This window comes from Nonomuraea sp. NPDC050451 (genome assembly GCF_044458585.1).
In genome coordinates this window covers 82,566-109,194 of the sequence record NZ_JBITHZ010000008.1, presented here as the reverse complement: position 1 = coordinate 109,194, position 26,629 = coordinate 82,566, and the positions used below count along the sequence as shown (strand labels likewise).

General features: G+C 70.7%; 25 protein-coding genes. 6 read left to right on the top strand and 19 right to left on the bottom strand.

Going from position 1 to position 26,629, the window contains the following annotated elements:
• Positions 1-76 precede the first annotated feature (76 nt).
• The 4 genes from ACIBI9_RS25480 to ACIBI9_RS25465 form a co-directional block, all read right to left on the bottom strand.
• Complete coding sequence (locus tag ACIBI9_RS25480) at positions 77-706, bottom strand: YesL family protein (protein WP_397224912.1); 630 nt, start codon at positions 704-706, stop codon at positions 77-79.
• A gap of 123 nt (positions 707-829) precedes the next feature.
• Positions 830-1,486, bottom strand: a complete 657-nt coding sequence (locus ACIBI9_RS25475; RefSeq protein WP_397224910.1) for a DUF1961 family protein — start codon at positions 1,484-1,486, stop codon at positions 830-832.
• Between the two features lie 136 nt (positions 1,487-1,622).
• On the bottom strand, positions 1,623-2,642 hold the full coding sequence (locus ACIBI9_RS25470) for a LacI family DNA-binding transcriptional regulator (protein WP_397224908.1): 1,020 nt from the start codon (positions 2,640-2,642) through the stop codon (positions 1,623-1,625).
• 560 nt (positions 2,643-3,202) lie between these two features.
• A complete protein-coding gene (locus tag ACIBI9_RS25465; RefSeq protein WP_397224906.1) occupies positions 3,203-3,859 on the bottom strand; it encodes an acVLRF1 family peptidyl-tRNA hydrolase in 657 nt (218 codons plus the stop codon).
• A gap of 85 nt (positions 3,860-3,944) precedes the next feature.
• On the opposite strand from ACIBI9_RS25465, the gene ACIBI9_RS25460 reads away from it, so the two are divergent.
• Positions 3,945-5,006: an EAL domain-containing protein gene (locus ACIBI9_RS25460; RefSeq protein ID WP_397224904.1), complete on the top strand. Its 1,062-nt coding sequence runs from the start codon at positions 3,945-3,947 to the stop codon at positions 5,004-5,006.
• A 262-nt stretch (positions 5,007-5,268) separates the two neighbouring features.
• Positions 5,269-6,546 carry an aminotransferase class V-fold PLP-dependent enzyme gene (locus ACIBI9_RS25455; protein WP_397224902.1) on the top strand — a complete coding sequence of 426 codons (1,278 nt, stop codon included), beginning with the start codon at positions 5,269-5,271 and terminating at the stop codon, positions 6,544-6,546.
• A gap of 14 nt (positions 6,547-6,560) precedes the next feature.
• Here the strand turns inward: ACIBI9_RS25455 and ACIBI9_RS25450 are convergent, their stop codons facing one another.
• The 7 genes from ACIBI9_RS25450 to ACIBI9_RS25420 all read right to left on the bottom strand — a co-directional run bounded on the left by ACIBI9_RS25450 (position 6,561) and on the right by ACIBI9_RS25420 (position 12,264).
• Positions 6,561-7,166, bottom strand: coding sequence for a response regulator (locus ACIBI9_RS25450; RefSeq protein WP_397224900.1), 606 nt, complete (start codon positions 7,164-7,166; stop codon positions 6,561-6,563).
• Positions 7,163-8,305 carry a sensor histidine kinase gene (locus ACIBI9_RS25445; RefSeq protein ID WP_397224898.1) on the bottom strand — a complete coding sequence of 381 codons (1,143 nt, stop codon included), beginning with the start codon at positions 8,303-8,305 and terminating at the stop codon, positions 7,163-7,165. Before ACIBI9_RS25445 ends, ACIBI9_RS25450 begins: the two co-directional genes overlap by 4 nt.
• Positions 8,302-9,036 carry an ABC transporter permease gene (locus ACIBI9_RS25440; protein WP_397224896.1) on the bottom strand — a complete coding sequence of 245 codons (735 nt, stop codon included), beginning with the start codon at positions 9,034-9,036 and terminating at the stop codon, positions 8,302-8,304. Before ACIBI9_RS25440 ends, ACIBI9_RS25445 begins: the two co-directional genes overlap by 4 nt.
• Complete coding sequence (locus ACIBI9_RS25435; protein WP_397224894.1) at positions 9,036-9,920, bottom strand: ABC transporter ATP-binding protein; 885 nt, start codon at positions 9,918-9,920, stop codon at positions 9,036-9,038. Before ACIBI9_RS25435 ends, ACIBI9_RS25440 begins: the two co-directional genes overlap by 1 nt.
• 93 nt (positions 9,921-10,013) lie before the next feature.
• A complete protein-coding gene (hisG, locus tag ACIBI9_RS25430) occupies positions 10,014-10,859 on the bottom strand; it encodes an ATP phosphoribosyltransferase (protein ID WP_397224891.1) in 846 nt (281 codons plus the stop codon).
• Between the two features lie 64 nt (positions 10,860-10,923).
• Positions 10,924-11,187 carry a phosphoribosyl-ATP diphosphatase gene (locus tag ACIBI9_RS25425; RefSeq protein WP_192785690.1) on the bottom strand — a complete coding sequence of 88 codons (264 nt, stop codon included), beginning with the start codon at positions 11,185-11,187 and terminating at the stop codon, positions 10,924-10,926.
• A 114-nt stretch (positions 11,188-11,301) separates the two neighbouring features.
• On the bottom strand, positions 11,302-12,264 hold the full coding sequence (locus ACIBI9_RS25420) for an acetylxylan esterase (RefSeq protein ID WP_397224889.1): 963 nt from the start codon (positions 12,262-12,264) through the stop codon (positions 11,302-11,304).
• 152 nt (positions 12,265-12,416) lie between these two features.
• On the opposite strand from ACIBI9_RS25420, the gene ACIBI9_RS25415 reads away from it, so the two are divergent.
• The 4 genes from ACIBI9_RS25415 (at position 12,417) to ACIBI9_RS25400 (ending at position 16,832) form a co-directional block, all read left to right on the top strand.
• On the top strand, positions 12,417-13,457 hold the full coding sequence (locus ACIBI9_RS25415; RefSeq protein ID WP_397224888.1) for a LacI family DNA-binding transcriptional regulator: 1,041 nt from the start codon (positions 12,417-12,419) through the stop codon (positions 13,455-13,457).
• Positions 13,458-13,663: 206 nt separating this feature from the next.
• The gene (locus ACIBI9_RS25410; RefSeq protein ID WP_397224886.1) at positions 13,664-14,908 is read left to right on the top strand and encodes an extracellular solute-binding protein; all 1,245 of its coding nucleotides are present in this window, start codon (positions 13,664-13,666) and stop codon (positions 14,906-14,908) included.
• Between the two features lie 56 nt (positions 14,909-14,964).
• Positions 14,965-15,876 carry a carbohydrate ABC transporter permease gene (locus tag ACIBI9_RS25405; protein WP_397224883.1) on the top strand — a complete coding sequence of 304 codons (912 nt, stop codon included), beginning with the start codon at positions 14,965-14,967 and terminating at the stop codon, positions 15,874-15,876.
• Positions 15,876-16,832, top strand: a complete 957-nt coding sequence (locus ACIBI9_RS25400) for a carbohydrate ABC transporter permease (RefSeq protein ID WP_397224881.1) — start codon at positions 15,876-15,878, stop codon at positions 16,830-16,832. The genes ACIBI9_RS25405 and ACIBI9_RS25400 overlap by 1 nt, the downstream gene beginning before the upstream one ends.
• Here ACIBI9_RS25400 and ACIBI9_RS25395 read toward each other — a convergent pair.
• The 8 genes from ACIBI9_RS25395 to sufC form a co-directional block, all read right to left on the bottom strand.
• Positions 16,822-17,829 carry a glycoside hydrolase family 5 protein gene (locus ACIBI9_RS25395; protein WP_397224879.1) on the bottom strand — a complete coding sequence of 336 codons (1,008 nt, stop codon included), beginning with the start codon at positions 17,827-17,829 and terminating at the stop codon, positions 16,822-16,824. The two genes, ACIBI9_RS25400 and ACIBI9_RS25395, sit on opposite strands and share 11 nt — an antisense overlap.
• The gene (locus tag ACIBI9_RS25390) at positions 17,826-20,387 is read right to left on the bottom strand and encodes a glycoside hydrolase family 2 protein (RefSeq protein WP_397224876.1); all 2,562 of its coding nucleotides are present in this window, start codon (positions 20,385-20,387) and stop codon (positions 17,826-17,828) included. The genes ACIBI9_RS25395 and ACIBI9_RS25390 overlap by 4 nt, the downstream gene beginning before the upstream one ends.
• Positions 20,388-20,462: 75 nt before the next feature.
• A complete protein-coding gene (locus ACIBI9_RS25385; protein ID WP_397224874.1) occupies positions 20,463-21,485 on the bottom strand; it encodes a LacI family DNA-binding transcriptional regulator in 1,023 nt (340 codons plus the stop codon).
• Between the two features lie 119 nt (positions 21,486-21,604).
• Entirely contained in the window at positions 21,605-23,521 is a 1,917-nt protein-coding gene (locus tag ACIBI9_RS25380) for a DEAD/DEAH box helicase (protein WP_397224872.1), read from the bottom strand.
• A 308-nt stretch (positions 23,522-23,829) separates the two neighbouring features.
• Positions 23,830-24,189, bottom strand: a complete 360-nt coding sequence (locus tag ACIBI9_RS25375; protein ID WP_185076963.1) for a metal-sulfur cluster assembly factor — start codon at positions 24,187-24,189, stop codon at positions 23,830-23,832.
• Positions 24,186-24,623, bottom strand: a complete 438-nt coding sequence (gene sufU, locus ACIBI9_RS25370; RefSeq protein ID WP_350740058.1) for a Fe-S cluster assembly sulfur transfer protein SufU — start codon at positions 24,621-24,623, stop codon at positions 24,186-24,188. The genes ACIBI9_RS25375 and sufU overlap by 4 nt, the downstream gene beginning before the upstream one ends.
• A 2-nt stretch (positions 24,624-24,625) precedes the next feature.
• The gene (locus ACIBI9_RS25365) at positions 24,626-25,882 is read right to left on the bottom strand and encodes a cysteine desulfurase (RefSeq protein WP_397224869.1); all 1,257 of its coding nucleotides are present in this window, start codon (positions 25,880-25,882) and stop codon (positions 24,626-24,628) included.
• Positions 25,879-26,625, bottom strand: coding sequence for a Fe-S cluster assembly ATPase SufC (gene sufC, locus ACIBI9_RS25360; protein ID WP_397224867.1), 747 nt, complete (start codon positions 26,623-26,625; stop codon positions 25,879-25,881). The genes ACIBI9_RS25365 and sufC overlap by 4 nt, the downstream gene beginning before the upstream one ends.
• Positions 26,626-26,629: the final 4 nt, after the last annotated feature.

Sequence of the window (26,629 nt, the reverse complement as noted above, 5' to 3'; positions counted from 1 at the left end):
CCGGAGCAGGCCGAGGCGGTGAGTGCAGCCGTGAGCGTTAACACACCGGCGAGAAGCCGGCGACGACGGGATGCGCTCATGAGTTCCCTTTCGAATGCAGACGCGCCTCGTTCTCCGCGAAGAAGCGCTGGCAGAGCCACGTGTTGAGATAGATCCACGCGCCGAAGCTGATCACCGGCGCGAGGATGGGCGCCGCCGAGGTCGCGTAGGCGATGGCTGAGAGCGCTAGCAGCAACAGCACGGACGAGGCCGGGCGCAGGAGCGCTAGCTGCACCGCCTTGGGCCAGTAGGCCCGTAGCGGCAGATCGTAGTGCGCATACAGCGGTCCCACGTACGCCCCCACACCGGCCAGTGCGATGAGCGCCACGAAGGTCGCGATCCGCAACGCTCCCATGCTGGGTCCGAGAGCGGAGAGGTAAAGATAGTTGCCGACCAGGACGGTCGCCAGCGCCGCCACGGGCAGGACCAGCAGCGAGGCCCGGACGAACTCCCGTCGGTAGACGGTCCAGAATTCGGCCCAGGCGTGAAACGATTCATTACGAGTCCGCCGCCGAGCCAGCGTGTACGCGGCGACGGTGGCGGGCCCGAGCCCGCCGATCACGCCTCCAGCGAGCGTGAAGACGATCCACATCAGGTTCAGCTGGACCACCCAGATGAGCTCTGAGCAGGCAGCTTGAAGCCTGATAGACATGGCGGGATGGTTCATCCGGCACCACCTCTCGTGGCATGTGCACGGATACGGGGGTGGGGTTGTTGCACCGCGATTCCTGCCCCGTTACAAGCCAGTGAACGGCGGTTGGTGCGAAATTAGTGTTGAATCGACTCAAAGTCAATGACGAGATACCCGGAGATTTGCGTACTCTCCGATCAGCGGGGCCATCTGCCGGAACCCGACCTTGCCTCCTGCCAGGGCGGGACCGCCGATCGAGCCGTCGTCCGCCCATCGGAACGAGACCAAATCGTTGACCGAGAACGTGATCGTCCCGGCCTTGACCTCGAGGCGCATCGCGTACGGGCCCTCGGCGTCCAGCACCGCGGGCAGCGGGTCGGGACCCTGCGCCACCAGGTGGAAGCCGTGGCTCTTGCGCAGGTTGCAGGTGTGCAGGGCGCGCTCCGAGGCCCACATCCGGCGGAAATACGAGACGTGGTAGGCGTCGATGTCGCCATGGTGGTACTGGTCATAGGGCCCGGTGCGGGTGGCCAGGCCCGGGTCGAACAGGTCCTCGCCGTTCCTGCCGCGGGCATGGAAGAACATGATGGCCAGGCCGGGTTCTCGTACGGGCCAGAAGTCCCACTCGATCCGCACGTCGGCGGGGAACTCCTCGGGACACCACAGCACCAGGTTGGCGGCCTGGCCGTCCGAGGGCGGTCTGAGGCTCTCCAGGCGCAGGCGGCCCTGGGGGAACGAGGTGGCGCCGTCCCCCTCCAGGCGGAATCCTGCCAGGTCATCGGGGGTGGCCAGGGGGTTGCTGTAGAGCTCGGTCAAGGGGGCTCCTTCGAGGGGTCGCTCGGCTCGCCAGGAACGCGCGCACGCCGAACGAGGCCGGCGGGCGCGCGGCCGCCGGCGATGAAACGGTTCATGGGGCTCTGGCCCAGGGCCTCGGGCCTGGTGGAGAGCGGCGTCAGGCGCGCCGGTCGAACGCGCTCGACTCCCGGATCACCAGGTCGGGCTGGAAGATGACCTGCCGGTGCCGATGCTGCTCCGGGTCGGCGACCTCCTCGAGCAGCAGGTCGATCGCCGTACGTCCGAGCAGCTCACGGGGCTGCCGGACCGAGGAGAGCGGCACCGCGGCGGCCGCGGCGAAGTCGATGTCGTCATACCCGATGATGGCCAGATCCTCGGGCACGCGTAGTCCGTGCGTGGCCATCGCCTGTAAGAAGCCCAGCGCCATCATGTCGTTCGCACAGAACGCCGCCGTCGGCCGCTCGTCCGCGGGCAGCGCCGCGACGCGCTCCCCGACGGCCCGGCCCTCCGCCACGGTCAGCGTGGGAGCCGTGGAGGTGAGCAGCTCGACCGCGCCGTCCGCCGCGGCGACGGCGCTGCTGATGCCCGCGTGCCGGTCGGCCACCTGTCTTATGGACGTCGGCCCGCCCACGAACATGATCCGCCGGTGCCCCCGTTCGATCAGGTGGGCGCCGGCGATCTGGCCGCCGAGCCGGTCGTCGACCGCCACCGAGCACTGCAGGCCGGTCGCGGGGCTGTCGACCAGCACCACGGGCGTGCCCCGGGCGGCCAGTTCCTCCAGCCAGGGGCTCTCCATCTCCACCGGGGTGATCAGTATGCCCATGACGCGCTGCTGTTCGAGCTGGTCGAGGTGGCGGCGCTCGCGGCCGGGGTCGCCGGCGCTGTTGCAGAGCACCACCATCGAATCGTGGTCGTCGGCCACCGACTCGGCGCCCTGGGCCACGTCCACGAAGAACGGGTTGGAGACGTCGAGCACGACGAGGCCGACCGTGCGGCTACGGCCCACCCGCAGGTGGCGGGCCACCTCATTGCGGACGAAGCCCAGTTTCTTGATCGCTTCGAAGACGCGTTCGCGTGTGGCGGGGGACACGATCTCCGGGCGGTTGAGCACATTGCTCACCGTGCCCACCGAGACGCGCGCCAGCTGCGCGACCTCCTTGATGTTCCTGGTCGCCATCGATCCTCACGAGGCCGTGCTGCTTGAAATGCATAATCCGCTACTTGGCAGTGGTCCGCTGGACGCGGCCCACCGAAGGTGCACAATCCGCAGTCTGCGACGGGCCGCTGTGAACGGTCCACCGTAGATGCGCACTACCGCTACCTGCGGCGATCCGCTGGACGCGGCACGCCGTGGGCGCAGGGACAACGGCTGAACCGCCGATGGCGGTCCACCGTGAACTCTCGCATCATAGCGGCATTCAAGATTCTTTTGAATCGTCTCAAACTCTCAAACCGGTCACGAGGCCACGTTAAGGGATGCCACGAACGCGCCGACGTCCTCGCATCGCCCCCTCGGCCCGAGCCCGGCACAGGAGCACACCGAAGGCCGGCCCACCCACGATCCCGGCGCAAGCCGACCGGCGCACACCACTCAGCCCGCGCCCCGAAGCCCGCGCCCAGGGCACGTTCGCAAGCGCAAAACGCAGGACGCAGCCGCGCAGCCACGCCAGACGCGAGGCGCGACCCGAGACGCGAGGTGTGGGAGTGGAGCGCGGGGTGTGGGGCCCGGACGTGGGGTCAGGGTGGGTCGATGATGCGGATGCGGGTGGCGCGGAAGGACGCCGGGGTGTCCCGGAGCACCGCCAGCCGGGGGTCGGGCACCACCAGGAACGGCTCGGTCTCCAGCGCCAGCAGGGGCGCGAGCCGCCGGTCGGCGCGCAGGGCATCCATGGCCCGGCGGTCCCCGCCCAGCACCACCCCGTCCAACTCCCCCAGGTACGGCGTCAGCACCCGTACCGCCGTCTCCACCGCGTCGTCGTACGCCTGCGCCGCCTGGTTGCGCCGCCGCCGGGCGAAGCGCTGCTGCGACCACCCGCCCGCCGCCGTGCGCCCCTGCACCAGCCGCGACCCCACCTTGGACGCCACCAGCGACGCCCCGGAGAAGACCCCCGCCGCGTAGCCCCCGAGCCGCACCAGGAACACCCCCACCTGCCGCGCGGCCCGGGCATGGGAGACGAGCCGGGTGACGTGCGGCGGCCCCGGCGGCGTCATGGGCGGGAACGGTACGTGCAGCTCGGCCAATGCCCCGTCATCGGCGAGCAGCCGCACGACCCGCTCGTCGCCGGTCGCCGTGAAGGGCCCGTGACGCCCCGCGAACCCGTCGATCCACGGATGCAGGCGCTCCGGCGGCACCGTGACCCACCGGCCGCCACCCCTCGCCGGACGCGCGCCCATGCCCCGAAGGCTAACCGAATGTCATTCCCCGCGGCCAAGCCGCCGCTCCCCGGAGGGAAAACGAAATGTCGGTAAATTCTGCTGGTTGGGCCTTCAACCGCGCCCCGGGCTCCACCACGATCTGTACGTGTCCTCCCTGCTCACCAGCCCCATGGTGGATCTCGACACCGGGGCAGTAATCGCCCACCCGGCCGTCGTCGACTCCGCGGGCACCCTCAGGGCGGCTCCCCTGCCCATGGTGCTGGAGCTGCCCATCAGGGTCGTCCTGGCTGGCGCGGGTGCCCTGGCGCCCTTGCACGAGGCGCTCCGAAGGGCGGGCAGGCATCCGCGCGAGGCGATCCTGCTGCTCACTGGACCGTGCCAGGAACAGGACCGGCCGCTGCTCAAGGTCGGGATCGACGGCCTGCGCACGATCGGCTACCTGCTCGGCTTCGCCGACGTCGGCACCGGCGGGGCGGCCCTGGGCCTGGTCGCCGACGCGAGCCCGTACCTGCTGGCCCTCGACCCTGAGACGGTCACCCGCATCCCGGGGGACCATCGCGCGTCCGCGGTGGCGCGGTCGGTGGTGACGCTGGCCCGCGGCATCGGCGCCCACGTGCTCGCGCCCGGCGTCGAACGCGAGCCGCAGGTCGCGGTGGCCCGCGGCCTCGGCGTACGGCTGGCGCACGGCCCGCTGCTGGCCCCCGGCCCCGACGGCAAGATAAGGGTGCCGCTCCCCGTCACCGACGAGCCGGCCTCGGCCATGCTCGGCCCGCGCGTCCAGGAGCTGCTGATCCCGGCGGTGACGCTGCCCGCGGAGGCCAAGGCGGAGGAGGCGGTGAAGGCGTTCGGGCAGGAGCCGACGATCACCAGCGTGATCCTGGTGGACGAGTTCCAGCGGCCCAAGGGCAGCCTCGACCGCAGCCGGTTCCTGCTGTCGTTCGCGGCCCGGTACGGGCACGCGCTGCACGGCGCGAAGCCGGCGCAGCGGCTGGCCGACCCGCCCCGCACGGTGCCGCGGACGACTCCGGCGATCGCGGCCATGCAGGCGGCGGGCCGGGACGCGGCCCGCGTCTATGACGACCTGGTGGTCACCGACGAGATGAACCGCTGCCTCGGCATCGTCCGCGTCTCCGACCTGATCAGGCAGGTCACCGCGATCAGGTGAGGGAGCGCCGCCGCCTGGACTGAGGAGCGGCGGAAGCGGAGCGACCAGAGCGACGAGGGAAGGCGGCGGCTCCCCGGCGACCGAGCCGCCGCCGCGGAGCGGAGGCCATAAGCAGGTGAGGGAGCGCCGCCGCCTGGACTGAGGAGCGGCGGGAGCGGCCGAGCCCGCCTTGACGGAGTGGAGGCCGTGAGCAGGAGCTGAAAACGACCCGCGTGGGGTCCTGGGCGCGGGCGCGCGGCCGGGATAGGAAGTAGCCATGCGGGTGGACAGGAGAACCCTGCTCGGGGCGGGGATGCTGGCCGGGGTGGCGGCCGCGTGCACGACGACCACACCTCCGGTGAAGCCTGAGTTCGACCCCGGTGACTGGGCGTCCGTGCGGGCCCAGTTCGCGCTGGACCCGGCGTACGGGCAGTTCGCAGCATTCGTGCTGGCGCCCGCCCCGGCCCCGGTCCGCGAGACGATCGCCAAACATCGCGACGCTCTGGACGCCGACCCCGAGTACACGCCGCCCGGCGCGCGGTCACCCGACCAGGCGGTACGCGAGGCCGCGGCCCGCTATCTGGGCGCCAGGGCGGAGGAGGTCGCGCTGACCGACAGCACCACCATGGGCCTCGCCCTGCTCTACTCCGGCCTCAGGCTGCGCCCCGGCCAGGACGTGGTGACCACCGAACACGACTTCCTCGCCACCCACGAGGGGCTGCGGCTGCTGGCCGAGCGCACGGGCGCGAAGGTGCGCAAGGTCAGGCTGTACGACGACCCGGCCCGCGCCGACGCCGGCCGGATGGTGGAGGCGGTCAAGGCCGGCCTCGGCCCGCGTACCAGGGTGGTCGCGGTCACCTGGGTGCATTCGAGCACCGGCGTGCGCGTGCCCGTCCGCGCCATCGCCGACATGCTCGCCGAGGCGAACAAGGGCCGCGACGAGCACGACAGGGCGCTGCTGTGCGTGGACGGCGTGCACGGGTTCGGCGCGATGGCCGACGGCCCCGGCGACCTGGGCTGCGACTTCCTGGCCAGCGGCACGCACAAGTGGCTGTTCGGGCCGCGCGGCACCGGCATCGTGTGGGGCAGGGCCTGGGACGCGCTCTCCCCGATCATCGCCAGCTTCAGCGGAGCGTCGTTCCAGGCGTGGCAGGGCGGCGGATCTCCGGGGGCGAGCACGGCGGAGCTGGTCACGCCGGGCGGTTACAAGGCGTTCGAGCACCGGTGGGCGATGCCGCAGGCGTTCGGGTTCATGACGGCGATCGGCAAGGACCGGGTGCAGCGGCGCACCCAGGAGCTGGCCGCCAGGCTCAAGGACGGCCTGGCCGGCATCCCGCACGTCACGCTGGCCACGCCGCGGGCGCCCGAGCTGTCGGCGGGCCTCGTGTGCTGCTCGATCGAGGGGATGGCGCCGCTGGAGGCCGTCGACCGGCTGCACGCGAGCAAGGTGATCGCGAGCGTGACGCCGTACGACCCGCCGCTGCTGCGGTTCGGCACCAGCATCGTGACCACCCCCGAGCAGGTGGACCAGGCGGTCAAGGCGGTGGCCGGGCTCAAATGATCAAACGCAGGTGATCAGAGCCAGCCCTGGGCCTTGGCGCGCTGCACCGCCTCGATGCGGTTGCGGGCGTGCGTCTTCTGGATGGCCGAGGACAGGTAGTTGCGCACGGTCCCCTCCGACAGGTGCAGTTTGCCGGCGATGTCGCCGATCGTGGAGCCGTCGACCGCCGCCTCCAGCACGTCCCGCTCCCGCGCCGACAGCGGGTTCGGCCCGGCGCTGAGGGCCGCCGCGGCGAGCCCGGGGTCGATCACCCGCTCCCCCGAGTGCACCCGCCGGATGGCCGCCGCCAGTTCCCTGGCCGGGCTGTCCTTCACCAGGAACGCCGAGGCCCCCGCCTCCATGGCGGTGCGCAGGTAGCCGGGCCGCCCGAACGTGGTCAGGATCATCACCCGGCACCCGGGCACCTGCCGCGTGATGCTCGCGCAGGCCGCGAGCCCGTCCATGCCGGGCATCTCGATGTCGAGCAGCGCGATGTCGGGCCGGACCTTGGCGGCGACCGCGACCGCCTCCTCCCCGTCGGCGGCCTCGCCGGCCACCTCGATGTCGGGCTCCAGGCCCAGCAGGGACGCCAGCGCGCCGCGGATCATGCCCTGGTCCTCCGCCAGCATCACGCGGATCACGCGCACGCCTCCTTGCCGGCCGGCACCAGCACCCGCAGCCGGTGGCCGCCGCCCCGCGCGGGGCCCGCCTCCACCGTGCCGCCCGCGCCGGCCACCCGCTCGTTGAGCCCGCTCAGCCCGCTGCCCATCTCGTACGGCCCGTCGCCGCCCGTTCCGTTGTCCATGATCTCCAGGGTGGCGTGTCCGCCGTCGAACGTCACCTTGATCTCACACCGGGTGGCCCGCGCGTGGCGCACGACGTTGGTGACGCCCTCGCGTACGGACCAGCCGAACAGCCCGTCGAGCAGCTCGGGCAGCGGCGTGCCCGAGACCCGCACCTCGGCCGCCACGCCCGCCGCCCGTAACACGGTCCTGGCGTTGTCGAGCTCCTCGGGCAGGCTGCGCTGGCGGTAGCCGGTGACAGCCTCCCGCACCTCCGTCAGGGCCTTCCTGGCGACGGTCTCGATGTCGGCGATCTCCCTGTTGACCTGCGGCGAGTCCTCGGACAGCCGTCCGGCCAGCTCGCTCTTGAGCACGATCAGCGACAGGCTGTGCCCGAGCAGGTCGTGCAGGTCGCGGGCGATGCGCAGCCGCTCCTCCGTGGCCGCCAGCCGGGCCACCTCGTCCTGGGCCAGGCGCAGCTTGACGGTCAGCGCCCTGGTGTTGCGCACGCTGATGAACAGCACGCCGAGCGTCAGCACCTGCAGGCCCAGGACGATGATCGTGCCGGCGTCGTCATGGTTGACGAGACCGGCGCCGACGACGACGGCCAGCTGGGCGAGCACGGCCACGACGGCCCACAAGGGCGGCAGCGCGAACCCGTACAGCACGACGGTGTAGACCGGCAGGCTCAGCCAGGAGCCCCCGAAGGTGATGGCGCCCACCACGCCGAGCACGCTGGTCACCAGGAGCAGCGGATAGGTCAGGCGGCTGTGATCGAAGATGCCCTTGTTGACCAGCACCGTCGCGAGGAAGGACGAGACGAAGGTGAAGAGCAGCAGCCCCGCCCACACCGCCCGGGCCCCCGTCAGGGTGCCTCCCACGATGTCGCTGATGGGGAAGACCAGGTAGACCAGGCCCACGGAGATGCCGATGAGCCGCCGCTTGCGCGACGGCTTACCGTCCGCGTCCCCGAAGGTGATCCTCTCGGCGAAGCTCATGAGCGTACGGTAGCCCGCCGGTAGAGGAAGACGGCAGCGGCCCCGAGCACGATCCCCCATCCGGCGACGACCAGCACGTCCGTCATGGGCAGTCCGTGGCCGGCGACGAGGCTCTGGCCCAGCCTGGCGTAGTGGAACGACGGAGTGATGTCCGCGACCGTGCGCAGGGTGTCGCCGAGCACCTCGGGCGGGAACCACAGCCCGCCGGCGATCGCCAGCGCGAACATGCAGATCATCGCGGCCGGCTGGGCGGCGTCGGCCGAGAGCACGGACCCGATGGCCAGGCCCAGCGCGACGAACGGCAGCACGCCGAGCCAGAGCGCGAGCAGCAGCTCCGCCCACGTGCCGAGCGACAGCGACACGTGCTGCTGCACCACGGCGGCCAGGCTCACCAGCACCAGCGAGGGCAGTACGAGCACCATGGTGGCGGCGAGCTTGGTCACGATGATGGCCCAGCTCGGCAGCGGGGTGATCTGGAGCTGGCGCAGCCAGCCGGACTGCCGCTCGGTGGCCCACGGCACGGCCGAGCTCATCAAGGACGAGGCCAGCGCCCCGTAGGCGGCCATCGACACCATCAGGATGACGCTGTACTTCACGCCGCCCGCATCGGTCTGGTTGCCGTAGATGTTGGCGTTGATGAGGTAGAGCAGGACGGGGAAGGCGACCACGAAGATCAGGTAGCGCCGGTTGCGCAGCATCCTCAGGGCCTCGGTCCGGGCGTAGTGGAGCATCAGGACTCCCTGGTGAGGGCGAGGAAGGCGGATTCGAGGTCGGCGCTGGAGAGCTTCAGCTCGCGTACGTCGAGGGTGGTGCCCCGGTAGAGCGCGGCGAGGGTGGCGTCGGTGTCGGAGGTGTGCAGGGTGGCGACGCCGCCGGCGACCTCCACGGCGGTCACCCCGGGCAGCCGGTCGAGCCCGGCCGCGGGCTGCTCGTCGAGGGCGAAGCTGACGGTGTGGCCGCCGGCCCCGGCCTTGATCTCGGCGGCGGTGCCGTCGGCGGCCAGCCGGCCCCTGGCGATGACGATCACCCGGTCGGAGTGCTCGTCGGCCTCCTCCAGGTAGTGGGTGGCGAACAGCACGGTCCTGCCGCCGGAGGCGTAGTCGTGCATGCCGGCCCAGAAGCGCAGTCTCGATTCCACGTCCATGGCCGCGGTCGGCTCGTCGAGCAGCAGGATCCTGGGCGCCCCCGCGATGGCCAGGGCGAACCTGACGCGCTGCGACTGGCCGCCGGACAGCTTGTTCGCCCGCCGGCCCGCCAGCTCGGTCAGGTCGGCCAGCTTGAGGATCTCGTCCAGGGCGAGGGGGTTGGGGTAGAGGCGGCGTACCAGGTCGATGAGCTCTTTGACGGACAGCTCGGGGATGAGCGCGCCGTTCTGCAGCATGGCGCCCATCTGTCCGGCCCTGACGGCCTCGTCGGGGGTGCGGCCGTGCACGGCGACCGTGCCCGCGGTGGGCTTGAGCAGGCCGAGCAGGAGGTTGATGGAGGTGGACTTGCCGGCGCCGTTGGGGCCGAGCAGGGCCACGGTCTTCCCCGGCTCGATGGCGAGGGAGAGGTCGTCGACGGCGAGCACGTCCCCGTAGTGCTTGCTGACGTGGTCGAACACGATGGCGTTCATGGAAAGAACGCTATGGCCGCATTTTCCGGGCGGTTAGTGCGTTACCTCCGGCGTTGGCCGTGACATTTGTCAGGCCAACGCCGGAGCCGGACGTCACACGCGGCAGGCGTAGATGTCGGTGACCAGGATCGCCCGCGCGCCGATGTCCCAGAGCTGGTCCATCACCCGCTGGTGGCCCTGGCGGCGGACCATGACGCGCACGGCCACCCAGCCCTCGCGGTGCAGCGGGGAGACCGTGGGGCCCTCCATGCCGGGCGTGAGCGCGATGGCCTCCTCGATGCGCTCGACCCGGATGTCGTAGTCCATCATCACGAAGTCGCGGGCGTGCACGACGCCCTGGAAACGGCGGACGAGCTGCTCGACGGCGGGCGTGTCGGGCACGCTCTGCTGCTTGATCAGCACCGCCTCCGAGCGCATGATCGGCTCGCCGAACACCTCCAGGCCGACGTTGCGCAGCGTGGTGCCGGTCTCCACGACGTCGGCCACCGCGTCGGCCACGCCGAGCCGGATGGCGGTCTCGACGGCGCCGTCGAGCTTGATCACGCGGGCGTCGACGCCCTGGTCGGAGAGGTATTTGTCGAGCAGGCCCGCGTAGGAGGTGGCGATGCGGCGGCCGTTGAGGTCTTCGGCCGAGGTCATCGTGCCGGCCGCGGCGGCCAGGCGGAAGGTGGAGCCGCCGAAGCCGAGCGGCATGATCTCCTCGACCGGCGCGCCGGAGTCGACCAGCATGTCACGGCCGGTGATGCCGACGTCGAGCGTGCCTTCGCCGACGTAGACGGCGATGTCGCGGGGTCGCAGGAAGAACAGCTCGCAGCCGTTGGCCTCGTCGACGACGACGAGCTCCTTGCTGTCCCTGCGGGGCCGGTAGCCGGCCTCCTTGAGCATGTTCTGGGCCGCCTCGCTGAGCGAGCCCTTGTTGGGTACTGCCAGACGCAGCATGTTCGGGTCCTCGATCTGTCTCGCTGTTGCTTCTCCAGGGGCTTGGTGGCGGGCGCCGGGCGCCCTAGAGATGCTTGTAGACCTGGTCGAGGCCGATGCCCTTGGCGATCATGAGCACCTGCACGTGGTAGAGGAGCTGGGAGATCTCCTCGGCGGCCCTGTCGTCTGACTCGTGCTCGGCGGCCATCCAGCTCTCGGCGGCCTCCTCGACGACCTTCTTGCCGATGGCATGGACGCCGGCGTCGAGGGCGGCCACGGTGCCCGAGCCCTCGGGCCGGGTCCTGGCCTTCTCGGACAGCTCGGCGAACAGCTCTTCGAAGGTCTTCATGGTCTCTCTCGTCGGTCGGCTGACGTGCTTGTCAAGCCTAGTCTGCGCGAGAGGGTGACGCCGCCCCGCGTCCGCCACGCGAGACGGCCTCACCAAAGGGCCACGGGGACGTTCTCAGCCGAGCGCCTTCCTGGCCATCGCGATCCGCTCCATGGCGTGCGCGGACTCGCCGCCCTCGTGCCCGTTGTACGGGTAGACCTTGATGTCCTTCTCCCCGGCGTAGTGGTTGTAGGCGGCGAACACCGTGGACGGCGGCGTGATGCCGTCCTGCAGCCCGACCGAGAAGAGGGCGGGTGTGGCGGCGCGGGCGGCGAAGTTGACGCCGTCGAAGTAGGCCAGGGTCTCGAAGACGGGCTCGACCCTCTCCTTGAAGGCCCGGCAGTAGGCGGCGATCTCGGCGTACGGGTACTCGCCGGTGATCTGCGTGGCGTGCCGGATGTGACACATGAACGGCACGTCCAGGAAGGCGCAGGCGAGGCCGGGCACCAGAGCCGAGACGGCCAGCGCGATCGCCCCGCCCTGGCTGGCGCCGCCGACCGCGACCGTGCCCACCCTCGGGTGCGCCGTGGCGGCCTCGACCGCGCGCACCGCGTCGGTGTAGAGCCGCCGGTAGTAGTAGGCGTCCGGGTCGTGGATGCCGCTGGTCATGACGCCGGGAGTGGTGGGGCCGGAGCCGGGACAGGGGTCGGCGGTGTCGCCGCGCCGCCACCCGCCGGCGCCCTGGCCCCGGCTGTCCATGGCGAGGACGGCGTAGCCGAGGCTGGGCCAGAGCAGCCAGTCGATCGGCAGCCCGCGTCCGCCGCCGTAGCCCTGGTACTCGACCACGCAGGGCACCGGCCCGGCGGCCTGGTGCGGGACGAGCAGCCAGCCCTTGATCGGGTGGCCGCCGAACCCGGCGAAGGTGACGTCGAACACCTCGGTGGTGGTCAGTGGTGAGGCCACGGGGGTGAACTCGGCGGCGAGGTCGTGGGTGCGGGCCTCGGCGAGCGTACGGTCCCAGAAGGCGTCGAAGTCGGCGGGCTCGGCGCGTTCGGGGAGATACTCGCGTAGCTGGGCGAGTGGCATGTCTACGAACATCGGCACTCCTGGAGGACACATCGGGGTGCCCTCACCGTAACGGTGATCGCGCCGGCGCGATCATCCGGTCGCGGGACGGCGAGCGTTCGGCGCCAGGAGAGCCGCGGTTATCGCTGATACGGTTCAGTGAAAGTTTCAGAGAGGAGCACGGGGTGAAGAGGCCAACGATCGCCGACATCGCCAGACGGGCCGGCGTGTCCAAGGGGGCTGTCTCCTACGCGCTGAACGGCCAGCCCGGTGTCTCCGCGGAGACCAGGGCGCGCATCCAGGCGATCGCCCAGGAGATCGGCTGGCGGCCCAACCTGGCCGCGCGCTCGCTCAGCGGCGCCAGGGCCGACGCCATCGGCCTGGTCCTGTGCCGCCCCGCGCGGTTCCTCGGCGTGGAGCCGTTCTTCATGGAGCTGATCAGCGGCATCGAGGGCGAGCTGGCGGCCAGCTCGTGCGCGCTGATGCTGCAGGTGGTGGCCGACCACGAGGCCGAGATCGCGGTCTACCGGCGCTGGTGGGGCGAGGGCCGGGTGGACGGCGCGATCCTGGTCGACCTGCACGCCGACGATCCCCGGGTGCCGGTGGTCGAGCGGCTGGGCATGCCGGCGGTGGTGACCGGGCACCCGTCGGGCGTCGGCTCGCTGCCCGCGGTGTGGTCGGACGAGGTGGCCGTGCTGCGCGAGGTGATCGAATATCTCGCGGCGCTCGGCCACCGGCACATCGCCAGGGTGGCCGGGCTGCCGGCGCTGCTGCACACCAGGATCAGGGACGAGGCGTTCGCGGAGATCTGCGCCGAGTCGGGCGTCGGCGAGCATCCGGTCGTCCACACCGACTACACGGGCGAGCAGGGCGCCCGCGCGACCAGGCGGCTGCTCAGCTCCCGGGCCAGGCCCACCGCGATCGTCTACGACAACGACATCATGGCGGTGGCCGGGCTGTCGGTCGCCCAGGAGATGCGCCTGGACGTCCCCGCCGAGCTGTCGATCGTGGGCTGGGACGACTCGCCGCTCTCCCAGGTGGTGCGGCCGTCGCTGACGGCGGTGACGCGGGACATCCCCGCCTGCGGCGCGCACGCCGCCCAGACCCTGCTCCGGCTGATCAGGAGCGGGGAGACGGGGAGCCTGGAGGGTCCGCCGGCACGCCTGCTGCCCCGGGGCAGCACCGCCCCCGCGGGCCGTGACCGAACCGTTTCACGGGCGATGTAGCCACAGGTCAGCGGCCCCATATGGGGAAACATTTCAGCAACCTCTAAGGCTGGCTATTGTAACTTACCCGTTTAAGTGGTGAGATCCCTACACCATTGATTTTGGGCGCCAGTCGTGGGGATGCCCTCGCACATCCGCACGCCCCTTCGCAGGGGAGTCCCGGCGCCCATCCGACCGATAGATCGGATAGCCCCATGCGACGAACGATGGCAGCGTGCAGCGCGGTCCTGCTGACGGTCCTGAGCGCGGCCTGCGCCACGAGTGGCCAGACCGAGACCAAGCAGGCAGACCAGAACGCCCCCGCGACCCTGTCCTTCTGGTCCACGGGCGGCGATGACGAGACCGCGACCTTCCAGAAGGCGGCCGACCTCTACCACCAGAAGCACCCCAACGTGACGGTCAAGGTGCAGACCCTGTCGTGGAGCGACGCGTACGCCAAGTTGCTGGCGGCGGCCACCAGCCGCAACGGACCCGACATCATCTCCGGCGGCATGACCTGGACCATCCAGTTCGGCACCAGGGGCGCCATGGTGGACCTGCGCAAGTACGGCGCCGACTCGCTCAAGGCACAGGCGCTGCCCGCCCAGTGGGAGTCGGCCATCTCCCCCGACGGCTCGGTGTACGGCGTGCCGCTGGACATGTCGACCCTCGCCCTCTACTACCGCACCGACCTGCTGGAGAAGGCCAAGGTCGAGCCGCCCAAGACCTGGGAGGAGCTGACCGCGGCCATCGACAAGCTCAAGGCGGCCGGCGTGAAGAAGCCCTACAGCCAGGACTGGGGCAACCTGGACTGGATCGGCTACTTCAACTACCTCTACCAGGCGGGCGGCTCGTTCTACACCGCCGACTGCAAGCCCTCGCTCAACACCCCGCAGGCCGAGCAGGCGCTCACGTACTGGGCCGACCTCTACAAGAAGCACGGCGCTCCCACCGCCACCGTGGAGGGCTCCGACGCGCTGGACACCGGCACCGCGATGGTGGTGGCGGGCAACTGGATCGCCAAGGGCATCGACATCAACAAGCCGAAGCTGAAGGGCAAGTGGGGGATGGCCACGATCCCCGCGGGGCCCGCCGGGCCGACCGCGTTCATCGGCGGCCGGGCGATCGGCGTGACCTCCTTCAGCAAGTACGTCGAGACGGGCGCGGACTTCGTCAAGTTCATGTACAGCGACGAGGCCATCGCCGCGATCTCGGACGAGGCCAGGAAGCGGAACATCTCCTACATCTCGCCGCGGGCCGACAAGATCGTGAACGGCTCGGTGTTCGCACCTGAGCAGGCTCAGGTGTTCGAGGCGTCGATCAAGACGGGCAAGGCCGCGCCGGGCTGCCCGGGCTGGGACGAGAGCGCGCCGGACGTGACCAAGCAGCTCCAGTCGGTCATCCTGGGCAAGTCGGATGCCAAGACCGCGCTTGCGGAGGCCGCCAAGGTCATGGAGCGCAACGCCGGTTAGCCGCTCGCCGGGACCGGCGCGGCCCGGTCCCGGCGCCGATGATCCAGGAGTCTGATATGGCCTCCCCCATCCCCCTGCGCAGCAGGCTGCGCCGCTACGGCACCTCGTACGCGATGCTGCTGCCCTTCCTCGCGCTGTTCGCGGGCTTTCTGATCTGGCCGCTGGCCAACTCTCTCTATCTGAGCTTCACGAAGTTCGACGGGATCAACCCCGCCGCGTTCACCGGCCTGGACAACTTCCAGCAGCTGGCCTCGGACGCCAGGTTCCGCCACGCGCTGGGCAACACGGCCCTGTACGTGGTGGCGTCGGTCGTGTTCGGCACGCTGCTGTCACTGGGCCTCGCCCTGGCCTTCAACGGCACCGGCTGGTTGCACCGGATCATGCGCACGGTGTTCTTCCTGCCGTCGGTGACCTCCTCCATCGCGCTCATGCTGATGTGGAAGTGGGTCCTTTACCCCAGCGACGTGGGCCTGGCCAACACCATTGTGAGCTGGTTCGGCGGCAAGGCGGTCGCCTGGCTGGCCACGCCGGGGCTGACGATCCCGATCCTGGTGGTGATGTCCGTCTGGGGCGGCATGGGCTACGGCATGGTGCTGTACGTGGCCGGCCTCGGCTCGATCCCCGAGGAGTACTACGAGGCGGCCAAGATCGACGGCGCCTCGACCTGGCATCGCTTCCGCCACATCACGCTGCCCCTGCTGCGCCCCGTCACCACGTACGTGGTGGTGACCGGCCTGATCGGCGCCTTCCAGGTGTTCGAGGCCGTCTACATCGTCTTCTCGACGGGCGCCAACACCATCGGCGGCGTGCTCGACTCGGGCCTGATGATCGTCCCCTACCTCTACGACCAGGGATTCACCCACTTCAGGCTGGGCTACGCCTCGGCGATCGCCTGGGTGCTCTTCCTGATCATCTTCGTGCTGAGCCTCGTCAACCTGCGCGTGGGCCGCGCCATGAAGGAGCTGTGATGGCCGTCGCCCCGATGGACACGATCGCCCCCGCGCCGCCGTCCCGGCACGCGGCCCCGGCAGGCGGCAACCGGCGTGCGAAGATCAACGGGCATCTGCTGCGCCTGCCGTTCTACCTGCTGGCGCTGACGATGATCGCGCCGTTCTACTGGCTGCTCATCACGGTGTTCAAGCCGCCGAGGGAGCTGGCCAGGACGCCGCCGTCGTTCGTGCCACAGGCTCCCACGGTGGCCAACTTCTACGACACGGAGTGGACGCCCAAGGGGATCAACCCCGGCCACCTGGCGGGCATCTTCCAGCGCTACCAGGTGGACCTGGGGTTCTGGCGATTCATGATCAACAGCCTCGTCATCACCACCGCCATCACCGTCGGGTCGCTGCTGATCTGCTCGCTGGCCGCGTACGTGATCTCCAAGCACGACATCAAGGGCCGCCGGACGATCTTCCTGCTGATCATCGCCTCGATGATGGTGCCCTGGCAGACGACGCTGATCCCCAACTACGTGATCATGCGGAACCTGGGCTGGCTGGACAACTACGCCGCCTACATCGTCCCGGCGCTGGCCAAGGCGTTCGTGCTGTTCTTCCTGGTGCAGTTCCTGCAGTCGCTGCCGAACGAGCTGATCCAGGCGGCCAGGGTGGACGGCGCCGGGGAGTGGCGGATCTGGTGGAAGATCGTGCTGCCGCTGCTGCGGCCGGCGCTCGCCGCGATGTCGATCTTCATCGTGCTCGCGGAGTGGAACAACTTCCTCTGGCCGCTCATCATCGTCCAGAGCGACGAGATGGCGAACATACCCGTCGCACTGGCCAGGCTCAACTCCTACTACGTGGGTCCCGATCACCAGGGCGCGATCATGGCGGGCGGGCTGCTCGCCTCGGTCCCGACGATCGTGTTCTTCGTGATCTTCCAGAAGTACTTCACCCGCGGCATCGCCCTCAGCGGCCTCAAGGGCTGACCCGGTGCGCCTGGAGCAGCTCCAGGAGATCCCTGTCGACCAGGAATCCGTCGAGCTGCTCGAAGCGCGCACCGGGCCGCCGGTGCCCGATCACCCCGAACGGCCCCTCGAACTGCCACAACGCGTACCCCCAGCCGAACGAGGCGAACACGCCGAGCACGTCGGACAGCCAGCGCAGCGCGACGTCGTTCGGCGTGTGGTCGTAGCAGCCGAACTCGCCCACGTGGACGGGCACGCCCTGCGCCGCCACCTCGCGCCACGGGGCGTAGAAGTCGCGCAGCGCGGCCCGGTCCCAGTGCCGCCCCTCGTAGTCGCAGGGGTAGGTGGGCTCGGCCAGGCCCTGTGAGCCCGGCCACCACTCGGCCCGGTAGTGGCTGACGCTCATCGGCGCGTAGCCGCGCGTGCTGTGGACGACGCCGAGGTCGGCCAGCTCCGGCATCGCCAGGTGGCCGCCGCCCAGCCCGTCGATCACGATCGGCCGGTCCGGGTCGGCCCGCCGGAGTTCCGCCACCACGCGGCGGATCACCGTCTCGTGCGCCGCCCTGGTGAACCCCCGCTCCCCCACGGAGGGCGGCTCGTTGACCAGGTCGAACGAGAGCTCGTCGCCGGGCACGCCCCGGTAGCGGCGGGCGAAACCGGTCCAGATGGCGGCGAAGCCATCCTGCGCCTCACGGTCGGCCCAGAGGTTGTGGTGCTCGCTCTCCCAGCCGGTGATGACGTAGCCGGGGGCGCGGTGGAGGTTGAGCGAGAGGTGCAGGCCGCGCTCGCGGCAGGCGTCGAGGTAGGTGTCCAGCACCTCGAGCACGCGCTCGTCGGGGTGGGCGTAGTCGAGCCCGTCGGTCCAGAAGCGGTAGTCGCACGGCATGCGCACGAAGTCGAAGCCCCACCCGGCGATCGCGTCCAGCACCCGCTCGTCGACGGGCGCGGGCTTCACCCCGGGGTCCTTCCAGAACATCCACTGCAGGTTGAACCCGTAACGCCTCATCACCATGCTCATTGCCTCCACTCCGTGGAGGCGGCTCGGTCGCCCTGGAGCCGCCGCCTTCCCTCGTCGCTCTGGTCGCTCCGCTCCCGCCGCTCCTCAGTCCGGGCGGCGGCGCTCCCTCGCACCACCACATCGTTGACACAGCGCAACACCGGCGCGCGTACGAGGGCCCGCTCGTCCAGGCCCGCCGTGCTGATCAGGAACTCGGCCCGCTCGCCCGGCAGCAGCGTGACGAGCTGGTCGTCGGCCTGGGCGGCCGGGTCCAGCCGGTCGGGGAAGACGGCCAGGTCGCGCAGGAGCGTGCGCGCGGTGACCGTCAACCGGAGCCCGCCGGGGGTGGCCTCGGCCGCGGTGTCGTAACGCGGCTCGGGCAGGCGCAGGTCCCGGTCAGGCGCGAAGAACCACAGCGCCCGACCCACCGCCGGGTCGCCACCGCCCGGCCCGGTGATCCCGGCGGTGATCGGCTCGCTCGCCCGGTCGTCCAGCCCGATGACCGTGGCGGTGATCAGCTCGCTCGCCGGGTCGCCCGGCTCGGCGACGGGCGCGGCCAGCGGGAGGGTGACGACCGCCCGGGGCGGCACGTCCAGCGCGAGGTCCTGCGCCGCGAGCGCGGTGCCGTCGAAGCCGTGCCGTGCGGCCCGCGCCGACGCCCGCCACGGCCGCGCGCTGTCGTTGACGGCGACCAGCGCGAGGCCGCCGTCGCGCGGCTGCACGGTCAGCAGCCGATCGGCGTACGCCCTGCGCAGCGCGTGGAACAGCGGCTTCCTGCGCCCGTCCCCGTCCACGGCCGACCACGACGTGACCGGCCAGCAGTCGTTGAGCTGCCACACCACGCTGCCCGCGCAGTGCGGCCACAGGGCCCTGAAGTGCTCGACCCCGAGCTGGATGGCACGCGCCTGGTTGACCTGGGTGAGGTAGTGCCAGTCGTCGAAGGTCCCGGGGACCGGGAAGTGCGGCTTGAGCCCGGCGGCCAGCTTGAGGTTGCCGTCGACGGCCTTCTGGTGGTGCAGCAGGCCCCGGGAGTCGGGCAGCAGCGGCTCGTCGCTGATGGCGCGGCGGATCGTGGCGTACGCGGCGGGCCCCTGGAAGCCGAACTCGGCGGCCATGCGGGGCCGGTAGCCGCGGTAGACGGTGTAGTCGCGCTCGTTCCACACGTCCCAGATGTGCATGGTGCCGCGGGCCGGGTCGTTGGGCGGCAGGTCCATGGACCCCGAGTAGGGGCTGCCCGGCCAGTACGGGCGGGTCGGGTCCAGCTCGGCCACGACGCGCGGCAGCGTCTCCAGGTAGAAGCCGCCTCCCCAGCTGCGTCCCTGGAGCGGCTCCTGCCAGCCCCAGTCGGCGTAGCCCTCGATGTTCTCGTTGTTGCCGCACCACAGGACCAGGCTCGGGTGCGCGCTAAGCCTGGCGACCTGCTCGCGCGCCTCCGCCTCCACCTCGGACCCGATCGGGTCCTCCTCGGGGTAGGCGGCGCAGGCGAACGGGAAGTCCTGCCAGACCATCAGGCCGAGCCGGTCGCACAGGTCGTAGAAGTCCTCGCTCTCGTACAAGCCGCCGCCCCACACGCGGACGAGGTTGACGTTCGTCTCGCAGGCCTGGGCGAGCCGGGCGGCGTAGCGGTCGCGGCCCACCCGGGTGGGGAAGCAGTCGTCGGGGATCCAGTTCACCCCTCTGACGAACACCTCGACCCCGTTGACGGCCAGGGTGAACGCGCCGTCCTCGGTGCGCAGGCGCACCTCGCGCAGCCCGATCTCGCGGCGCCACACGTCCTCGCCGGCCGTCACCTCGAGCTCGTAGAGCGGCTGCTCGCCGTACCCTCTCGGCCACCACAGCTCCGGGTCGGGCACCTCCAGCGTGAGCACGGCCTCGTCGCCGTCCTCGGGGATCACGGCGCTGACCGACACCCCCTTGATCGCCGCGCTCACCTCGGCGGCGCCCGTCTTCTCCACCCGGACGTGGACGTCCACCCTGGCCGTCCCGTCCTCGACGGTGACCAGCGGCCGGACCTCGGCGATCCTGGCCCCGCTCCACTCGTGCAGCCCGATCGGCCGCCAGATGCCCGCCGTGATCAGCGTCGGGCCCCAGTCCCAGCCGAAGTTGCAGGCCATCTTCCTGATGAAGTTGTAGGGCTGGGTGTAGGCGCCCGGCCGGTGGCCGAGCTCCTCCCGCAGCCGCTCGGCGTATTCGAGCGCCGAGGCGAACGTGACCGTCAGCCGGTTGCTCCCGGTCCGCAGCGCGTGGCGCACGTCGAACCGGTACGAACGGTGCATGTTCGCGGACTCGCCCACCCGGACGCCGTTGAGCTCGACGGCGGCCACGGTGTCGAGCCCCTGGCACACGAGGTCGACGTGCTCGTGCCCGGTGCCGTCCCACGAGAACTCCGTCTCGTAACGCCACTCGGTGCGCCCGATCCAGGCCAGGCGGGTCTCGTTGTCGTCGAGGTAGGGATCGGGGATCAGCCCCGCGGCGAGCAGGTCGGTGTGCACGCAACCTGGGACGGTGGCCGGGGCCCGCACGTCGCCGCTCGCGGAGCGGACGGTCCAGGCTTCATGAAGGGGGCGGAACGGGCTCATCAACCCTCCGGGCTCGAGCAGCGGGGAATTGTCATCGCATCACTAAACCCGTTTAGTTTCAATGTTTCCGGTCACTCACTGAACGGGTTCACGAACCGGGGCGGTGCTGCCCCTGCTGACCATGCGCGGGTTGGCCTGGCGCGCGTCGGCCACCTCGCGGCCCTGGACCAGGTCGAGCAGGGCGCGGGCGGCGTGGGCGCCGCAGGCGGCGATGTCCCTGCTGACCGCCGTCAGGTGCGGCCGGGCCAGCAGGCACAGGGCGGAATCGTCCCAGGCCACGACGGACAGCTCGCCGGGCACCGAGATCCCGGCCTCGCGGGCGGCGGCGGTGCCCGCGACCGCCATGACGTCGTTGTCGTACACGATGGCGGTGGGGCGGTCCGGCCCGCGCAGGAGGTCGAGCGTGGCGCGCTCGCCGCTCTCGCCGCTGTAGTCGGCGTACACGGTGACGCTCTCGACGCCCAGCCTGGCGGCGGTCTCCCGCATGGCGGCGGTCCTGACGCCGGTGTGCATGAGCTCCTCGGGGCCCGCGATCCTGGCGATCCTGCGGTGCCCCAGCCCGGCCAGGTGCTCGATCACGGTGGCGAGCGCGCCGCCGTCGTCGATCCACACGGCGGGCAGCCGCCCGGTCCCGCCGGGGCCGCCGATGACCACGGCGGGCAGCCGCAGCTCCTCCAGCACGGCGATCCTGGCGTCCTCGACCCGCAGGTCCACGACGAACACCCCGGCGACCCGGTGCTGGGCCCACCATTTCCGGTAGATCGAGATCTCGGCCTCGTGGTCCTCGGTCATCTGCAGCAGCAGCCCGACGGACGCGGCCGACAGCGTGGCCTCGATGCCGGAGATCAGCTGCATGAAGAACGGCTCCAGCCCCAGCGTGCGCGCCGGGCGGTCCACGACCAGGCCCAGCACGTCGGGCCTGCCGTCGAACAGCGCCCGCGCCAGGCTGTTGGGCTGCCAGCCCAGCTCGGCGGCGATGGCCTGGATGCGGCGGCGCGTCTCGCTGGAGACGCCGGGACGGCCGTTCAGGGCGAACGACACGGCCCCCTTCGAGACGCCGGCCCTGCGCGCGATGTCGTCGATCGTGGGTCGCTTCATCGGCCGCCCCTTGGATTTACCGGTTCATATATGCCGCCATGCGCGACTCTACGGCAAATGACACCGCCCGCCGCACCCCTTTCGGGGTCCGGCGGGCGGGTGGGAGATGAAGCGGCGGGTCAGCGCTCGAAGCGGCGACCCGAGTTGCGGCGGTAGCCGCCGCCGCCGTTGCCACGCTCGTCCGAGCGGCCGCCGCCGGAGCGGTAGCCGTCGCGCGGGGCGCGCTCGTCGGAGCGGTAGCCGCGCTCGCGGTCGGCCGAGAACGGGCGGCTGCGGTCGGAGGCGTAGCGTCCGCCCCGGTCGTCCGAACGGTAGGCGCCCCCACTGCGCTGGCCGCGGTCGTCCTGGCGGAACGGCCGGTCGTCCGAGCGGTAACCGCCGCGCGGCCGGCTGTCACGGCGCCGGTCGTCCCCGAAGGTACGCGGCTCCTGCGAGCGCCCGAACGGCCGCTCACCCTCGGCGTGCCGCCGGGGACGACGGTCCTCGCCGGAGTTGACGGGCCGCTCGCCGTCCTCGTAACGGCGCGGACGACGGTCGTCGCCCGAGCCGAAGGAACGCTCGCCGTCCTCGTGACGCCTCGGACGACGGTCCTCACCCGAGCCGAACGAACGCTCGCCGTCCTCGTGACGCCGGGGGCGGCGGTCGCCGTCGAAGTCACGGCGCGGGCGGCGGCCGTTGCGGCGCTCGCCCTGGCCGCCGCCGCCCTCACGGCGGGGGCGGAGAGGCTTGCGCACGTCCGGCTCCCAGACCGGGATGGCCTCGCCGCTCGGCGTGCGGGCGCCGGTCACCTCGGCCACCCGCGGGTGACCGGGCGCGGCCTTCAGGCGGAACGGGTGGATGCCGGCCCGCCGGGTGAGCGCGTCGGTGGAGCGGCGCTCGCTCGGCAGCACCAGCGTGACCACGGTGCCCTTCTCACCGGCGCGGGCGGTACGGCCGCCCCGGTGCAGGTAGCTCTTGTGGTCCTGGGGCGGGTCCACGTGCAGCACCAGGCTGATGTTGTCGACGTGGATGCCGCGCGCCGCGACGTCGGTGCAGACGAGCACGTTGATGGCGCCCTCGCGGAACTCGGCGAGGATGCGGGTGCGCTGGTTCTGGCGCTTGCCGCCGTGCAGGCCACCCGACTTGACGCCGACCCTGGCCAGCTGCTTGCAGAGCCGGTCGACGCCGTGCTGGGTGCGGACGAAGATGATCGTACGGCCCTCACGGTTGGCGATCTCGGCGACGACGTCGAACTTCTCGTCGCGCGTGACCTGCATCACGTGGTGCTCCATGGTGTCGACCGGCGAGGTCGCGGGGGCCACGGAGTGGGTGATCGGGTTCTTGAGGAAGCGCTGCACCAGCTTGTCGACGTCGCCGTCGAGCGTGGCGGAGAACAGCAGCCGCTGCCCGTCGGCCGGGGTCTGCGCGAGCAGGTCGGTGACGACGGGGAAGAAGCCGAGGTCGCACATGTGGTCGGCCTCGTCCAGGACGCTGACCTCGACGTCGGCGAGCGAGCACTCGCCCTGCCGGATGAGGTCGCCGAGCCGGCCGGGCGTGGCGATGACGATGTCGACGCCGCGCCGCAGCGCCTCGATCTGCTTGCCCATGGACATGCCGCCCACGACGACCTTCATGCGCAGCCCCAGGCCGCGGCCGAGCGGCTCCAGAGCGTCGTGCACCTGGAGGGCGAGCTCACGGGTGGGCACGAGGATCATCGCGCGGGGGTGGCCGGGAGCCGGCCGCACGCCCGCGAGGCGGGCCATGGTGGGCAGTCCGAACGCGAGCGTCTTGCCGGAGCCGGTCTGGCCGCGGCCGAGCACGTCGTTGCCGGCGAGCACGTCGGGAATCGTCGCGCTCTGGATGGGGAACGGGCTGTCGATGCCCTGCTTGGCCAGCCCGTTGATGAGCGGCTTGGGCAGGCCCAGCAGCTCGAACTCCGACGGCCTCGGGTCGGCGTCTCTGCCAGAGGCCGAGGCCGTGGGGCCGGAAGGGGCCGGCGAGTCGGAGGCCGCCGCACCGGCGGTCTCGTCGAACGCGGGCATGACAGCGTCAAGCATGGTCACGAAAGTCGTGCCTTTCCGTCGAAGTGGCACGTCACTTCTGCGAAAGGACGAGCCGGGACGTGCGGCGCACGCCGCACAGGGGTTCTGGTCACCCGCCGTACGGGCGGGTCAAATCATTTAAGGGGGGAACACACCGGGCACCGGCCGCAGGCGATGCAGACGCGCGATGAGACGTCAGGTGCGTTTGGTACCAACGCCGGGATGCTATCTGAAATTCCCCGGACGGGCCCGGACCTTCCGCAACCCTCTATGGCACGCTGAAACGGCTGACGAGTCAACGTCAGCCGTTTCAACAGAAAAGATCAGACATTGAATCCTAGCATACGGAGCTGCTCGCGCCCCTCGTCGGTGATCTTGTCCGGGCCCCACGGCGGCAGCCAGACCCAGTTGATCTTCACGTCGGACACCATGCCGTCGAGCGCCGAATGGGCCTGGTCCTCGATGACGTCGGTCAGCGGGCAGGCCGCGCTGGTCAGCGTCATGTCGATGGTGGCCACGGGCCGCGCGCCGTCGGCGGGGTCGAGGTTGAGCCCGTAGATGAGCCCAAGGTCGACCACGTTGATGCCGAGCTCGGGGTCCACGACGTCCTTGAGCGCCTCCATGACCTCTTCGACGGTGGTCTCACCGTCGAAATCGGTCGGAGTCTCCACGGGCTTACTCATCGGGCACTCCTCACTACCGCATCCTTATAGGCCATCCACGAAAGCAACGCGCATTTGACGCGCGCCGGGAACTTGGCCACGCCCGCGAACGCGACCGCGTCGCCGAGCACCTCTTCGTCCGCCTCCACCTGTCCCCTGCCCTGCATGAGCCTGGTGAACTCGTCGACCACGGAGAGCGTCTCCTCGACCGTCGAGCCGGTGGCGAGCTCGTGCAGCACCGAGGCGGCGGCCTGGCTGATCGAACAGCCCTGACCGTCGTAGGAGACGTCCAGGACCTTGCCGCCGTCGCCCACCTTCACCCTGAGCGTGATCTCGTCGCCGCACGTGGGGTTCACGTGGTGAACCTCGGCGTCGTACGGCTCACGCAGCCCCCGCCCCTGCGGGTGCTTGTAGTGCTCCAGGATCAGCTCCTGGTACATCGACTCGCCGATCATGGCTATGCGAACACCTTCTGAACGTGATGGAGGCCGCGGACCAGGGCGTCGATCTCGCCCGTGGTGTTGTACAGGTAGAACGACGCCCGCGTGGTCGCCGGTATTCCAAAGCGTAGGTGCAGGGGCCGCGCGCAGTGGTGACCGACGCGTACGGCGACGCCGAACTGGTCGTCGAGGATCTGACCGACGTCGTGCGGGTGGATGCCCTCCAGCGTGAACGACACCGTGCCGCCCCGCTGCTCCAGCGAGTCGGGCCCGATGAGGCGCAGGGTGGGCACCTCGCGCAGGGCGTCGAGCGCGTAGGCCGTCAGTGTGCGCTCGTGCGCCTCGATGGCCCCCATGCCGACCTCGGTGAGGTAGTCGACGGCCGCGCCCAGCCCGATGGCCTCGACGATCGGCGGCGTGCCGGCCTCAAACTTGTGCGGCACCGGCGCGTACGTCGAGCGGTCCATCCAGACCGCCTCGATCATCTCGCCGCCGCCCAGGAACGGGGGCATGGCGTCGAGCAGCTCGGCCTTGCCCCACAGGACGCCGATGCCCGACGGGCCGACCATCTTGTGGCCGGTGAAGGCCACGAAGTCGGCGCCCAGCTCGGTGACGTCGACCGGGTGGTGCGGCACGGACTGCGACGCGTCCAGCATGATCAGCGCGCCGACCTCGTGCGCCCGCCTGGCCACCTCGGCGACCGGGTTGACGGTGCCGAGCACGTTGGACTGGTGGGCGACCGAGACGATCTTCGTCCGCTCGGTGATCACGGACGGGTCGTAGTCGAGCCGCCCGTCGTCCGTGACGCCGAACCACTTCAGCGTCGCCCCGGTGCGCTGCGCGAGCAGCTGCCACGGCACGATGTTGGAGTGGTGCTCCATCTCGGAGATGACGATCTCGTCGCCGGCCCCGAGCGTGAAGCGCGGATCGGTGTTGATGGGGTTGCCGAAGGCGTACGCGACGAGGTTGAGCGCCTCGGAGGCGTTCTTGGTGAAGATCACCTCGTCGCGTGACGGCGCCCCGACGAACGCGGCGACTCTGTCGCGGGCGCTCTCGTAGGCGTCGGTCGATTCGGCGCCGAGCACGTGCATGGCCCGTCCGACGTTGCTGTAGTGCAGCGCGAAGTGGTCACGCATGGTCTCGATGACCTGGGTGGGCTTCTGTGAGGAGTTGCCCGAGTCGAGATAGACGAGCGGGCGCCCGTCGGGCAGCTCGCGGGAGAAGACCGGGAAGTCCTTCCTGATCTTCTCCACGTCAAAGCTGATCTGAGTCATGCAGACGCCTTCGTGTACTGCTCGTAGCCCTCGGCCTCGAGCTTCTCGGCCAGCTCCGGGCCGCCCTCCTCGACGATCCGGCCGCCCGCGAAGACGTGGACGAAGTCCGGCTTCACGTAGCGCAGGATGCGGGTGTAGTGCGTGATCAGCAGCACGCCGGTCTCGCCGGAGGCGCGGAAGCGGTTGATGCCCTCCGACACCACGCGCAGCGCGTCGACGTCGAGGCCGGAGTCGGTCTCGTCGAGCACCGCGATCTTCGGCTTGAGCAGCTCGAGCTGGAGGATCTCGTGACGCTTCTTCTCACCGCCGGAGAAGCCCTCGTTGAGGTTGCGCTGGGCGAAGGCGGCGTCGATGGACAGCGCGTCCATGCCGCTCTTGAGGTCCTTGGCGAACTCGCGCAGCTTCGGCGCCTCGCCGCGGACCGCGGTGACGGCCGAGCGCAGGAAGTTCGAGACCGACACGCCGGGGACCTCGACCGGGTACTGCATGGCCAGGAACAGGCCCGCGCGGGCCCGCTCGTCGACCGACAGCTCCAGCAGGTCCACGCCGTCGAGCAGCACCTGGCCGCCGGTGATCGTGTATTTCGGGTGGCCGGCGATCGCGTAGGCGAGCGTCGACTTGCCCGAGCCGTTGGGTCCCATGATGGCGTGGGTCTGGCCCGAGTGGACGGCCAGGTTGACGCCGCGCAGGATTTCCTTGTCCTCGACGGCGACGTGGAGGTCGCGGATCTCAAGGGTGGACATTGTT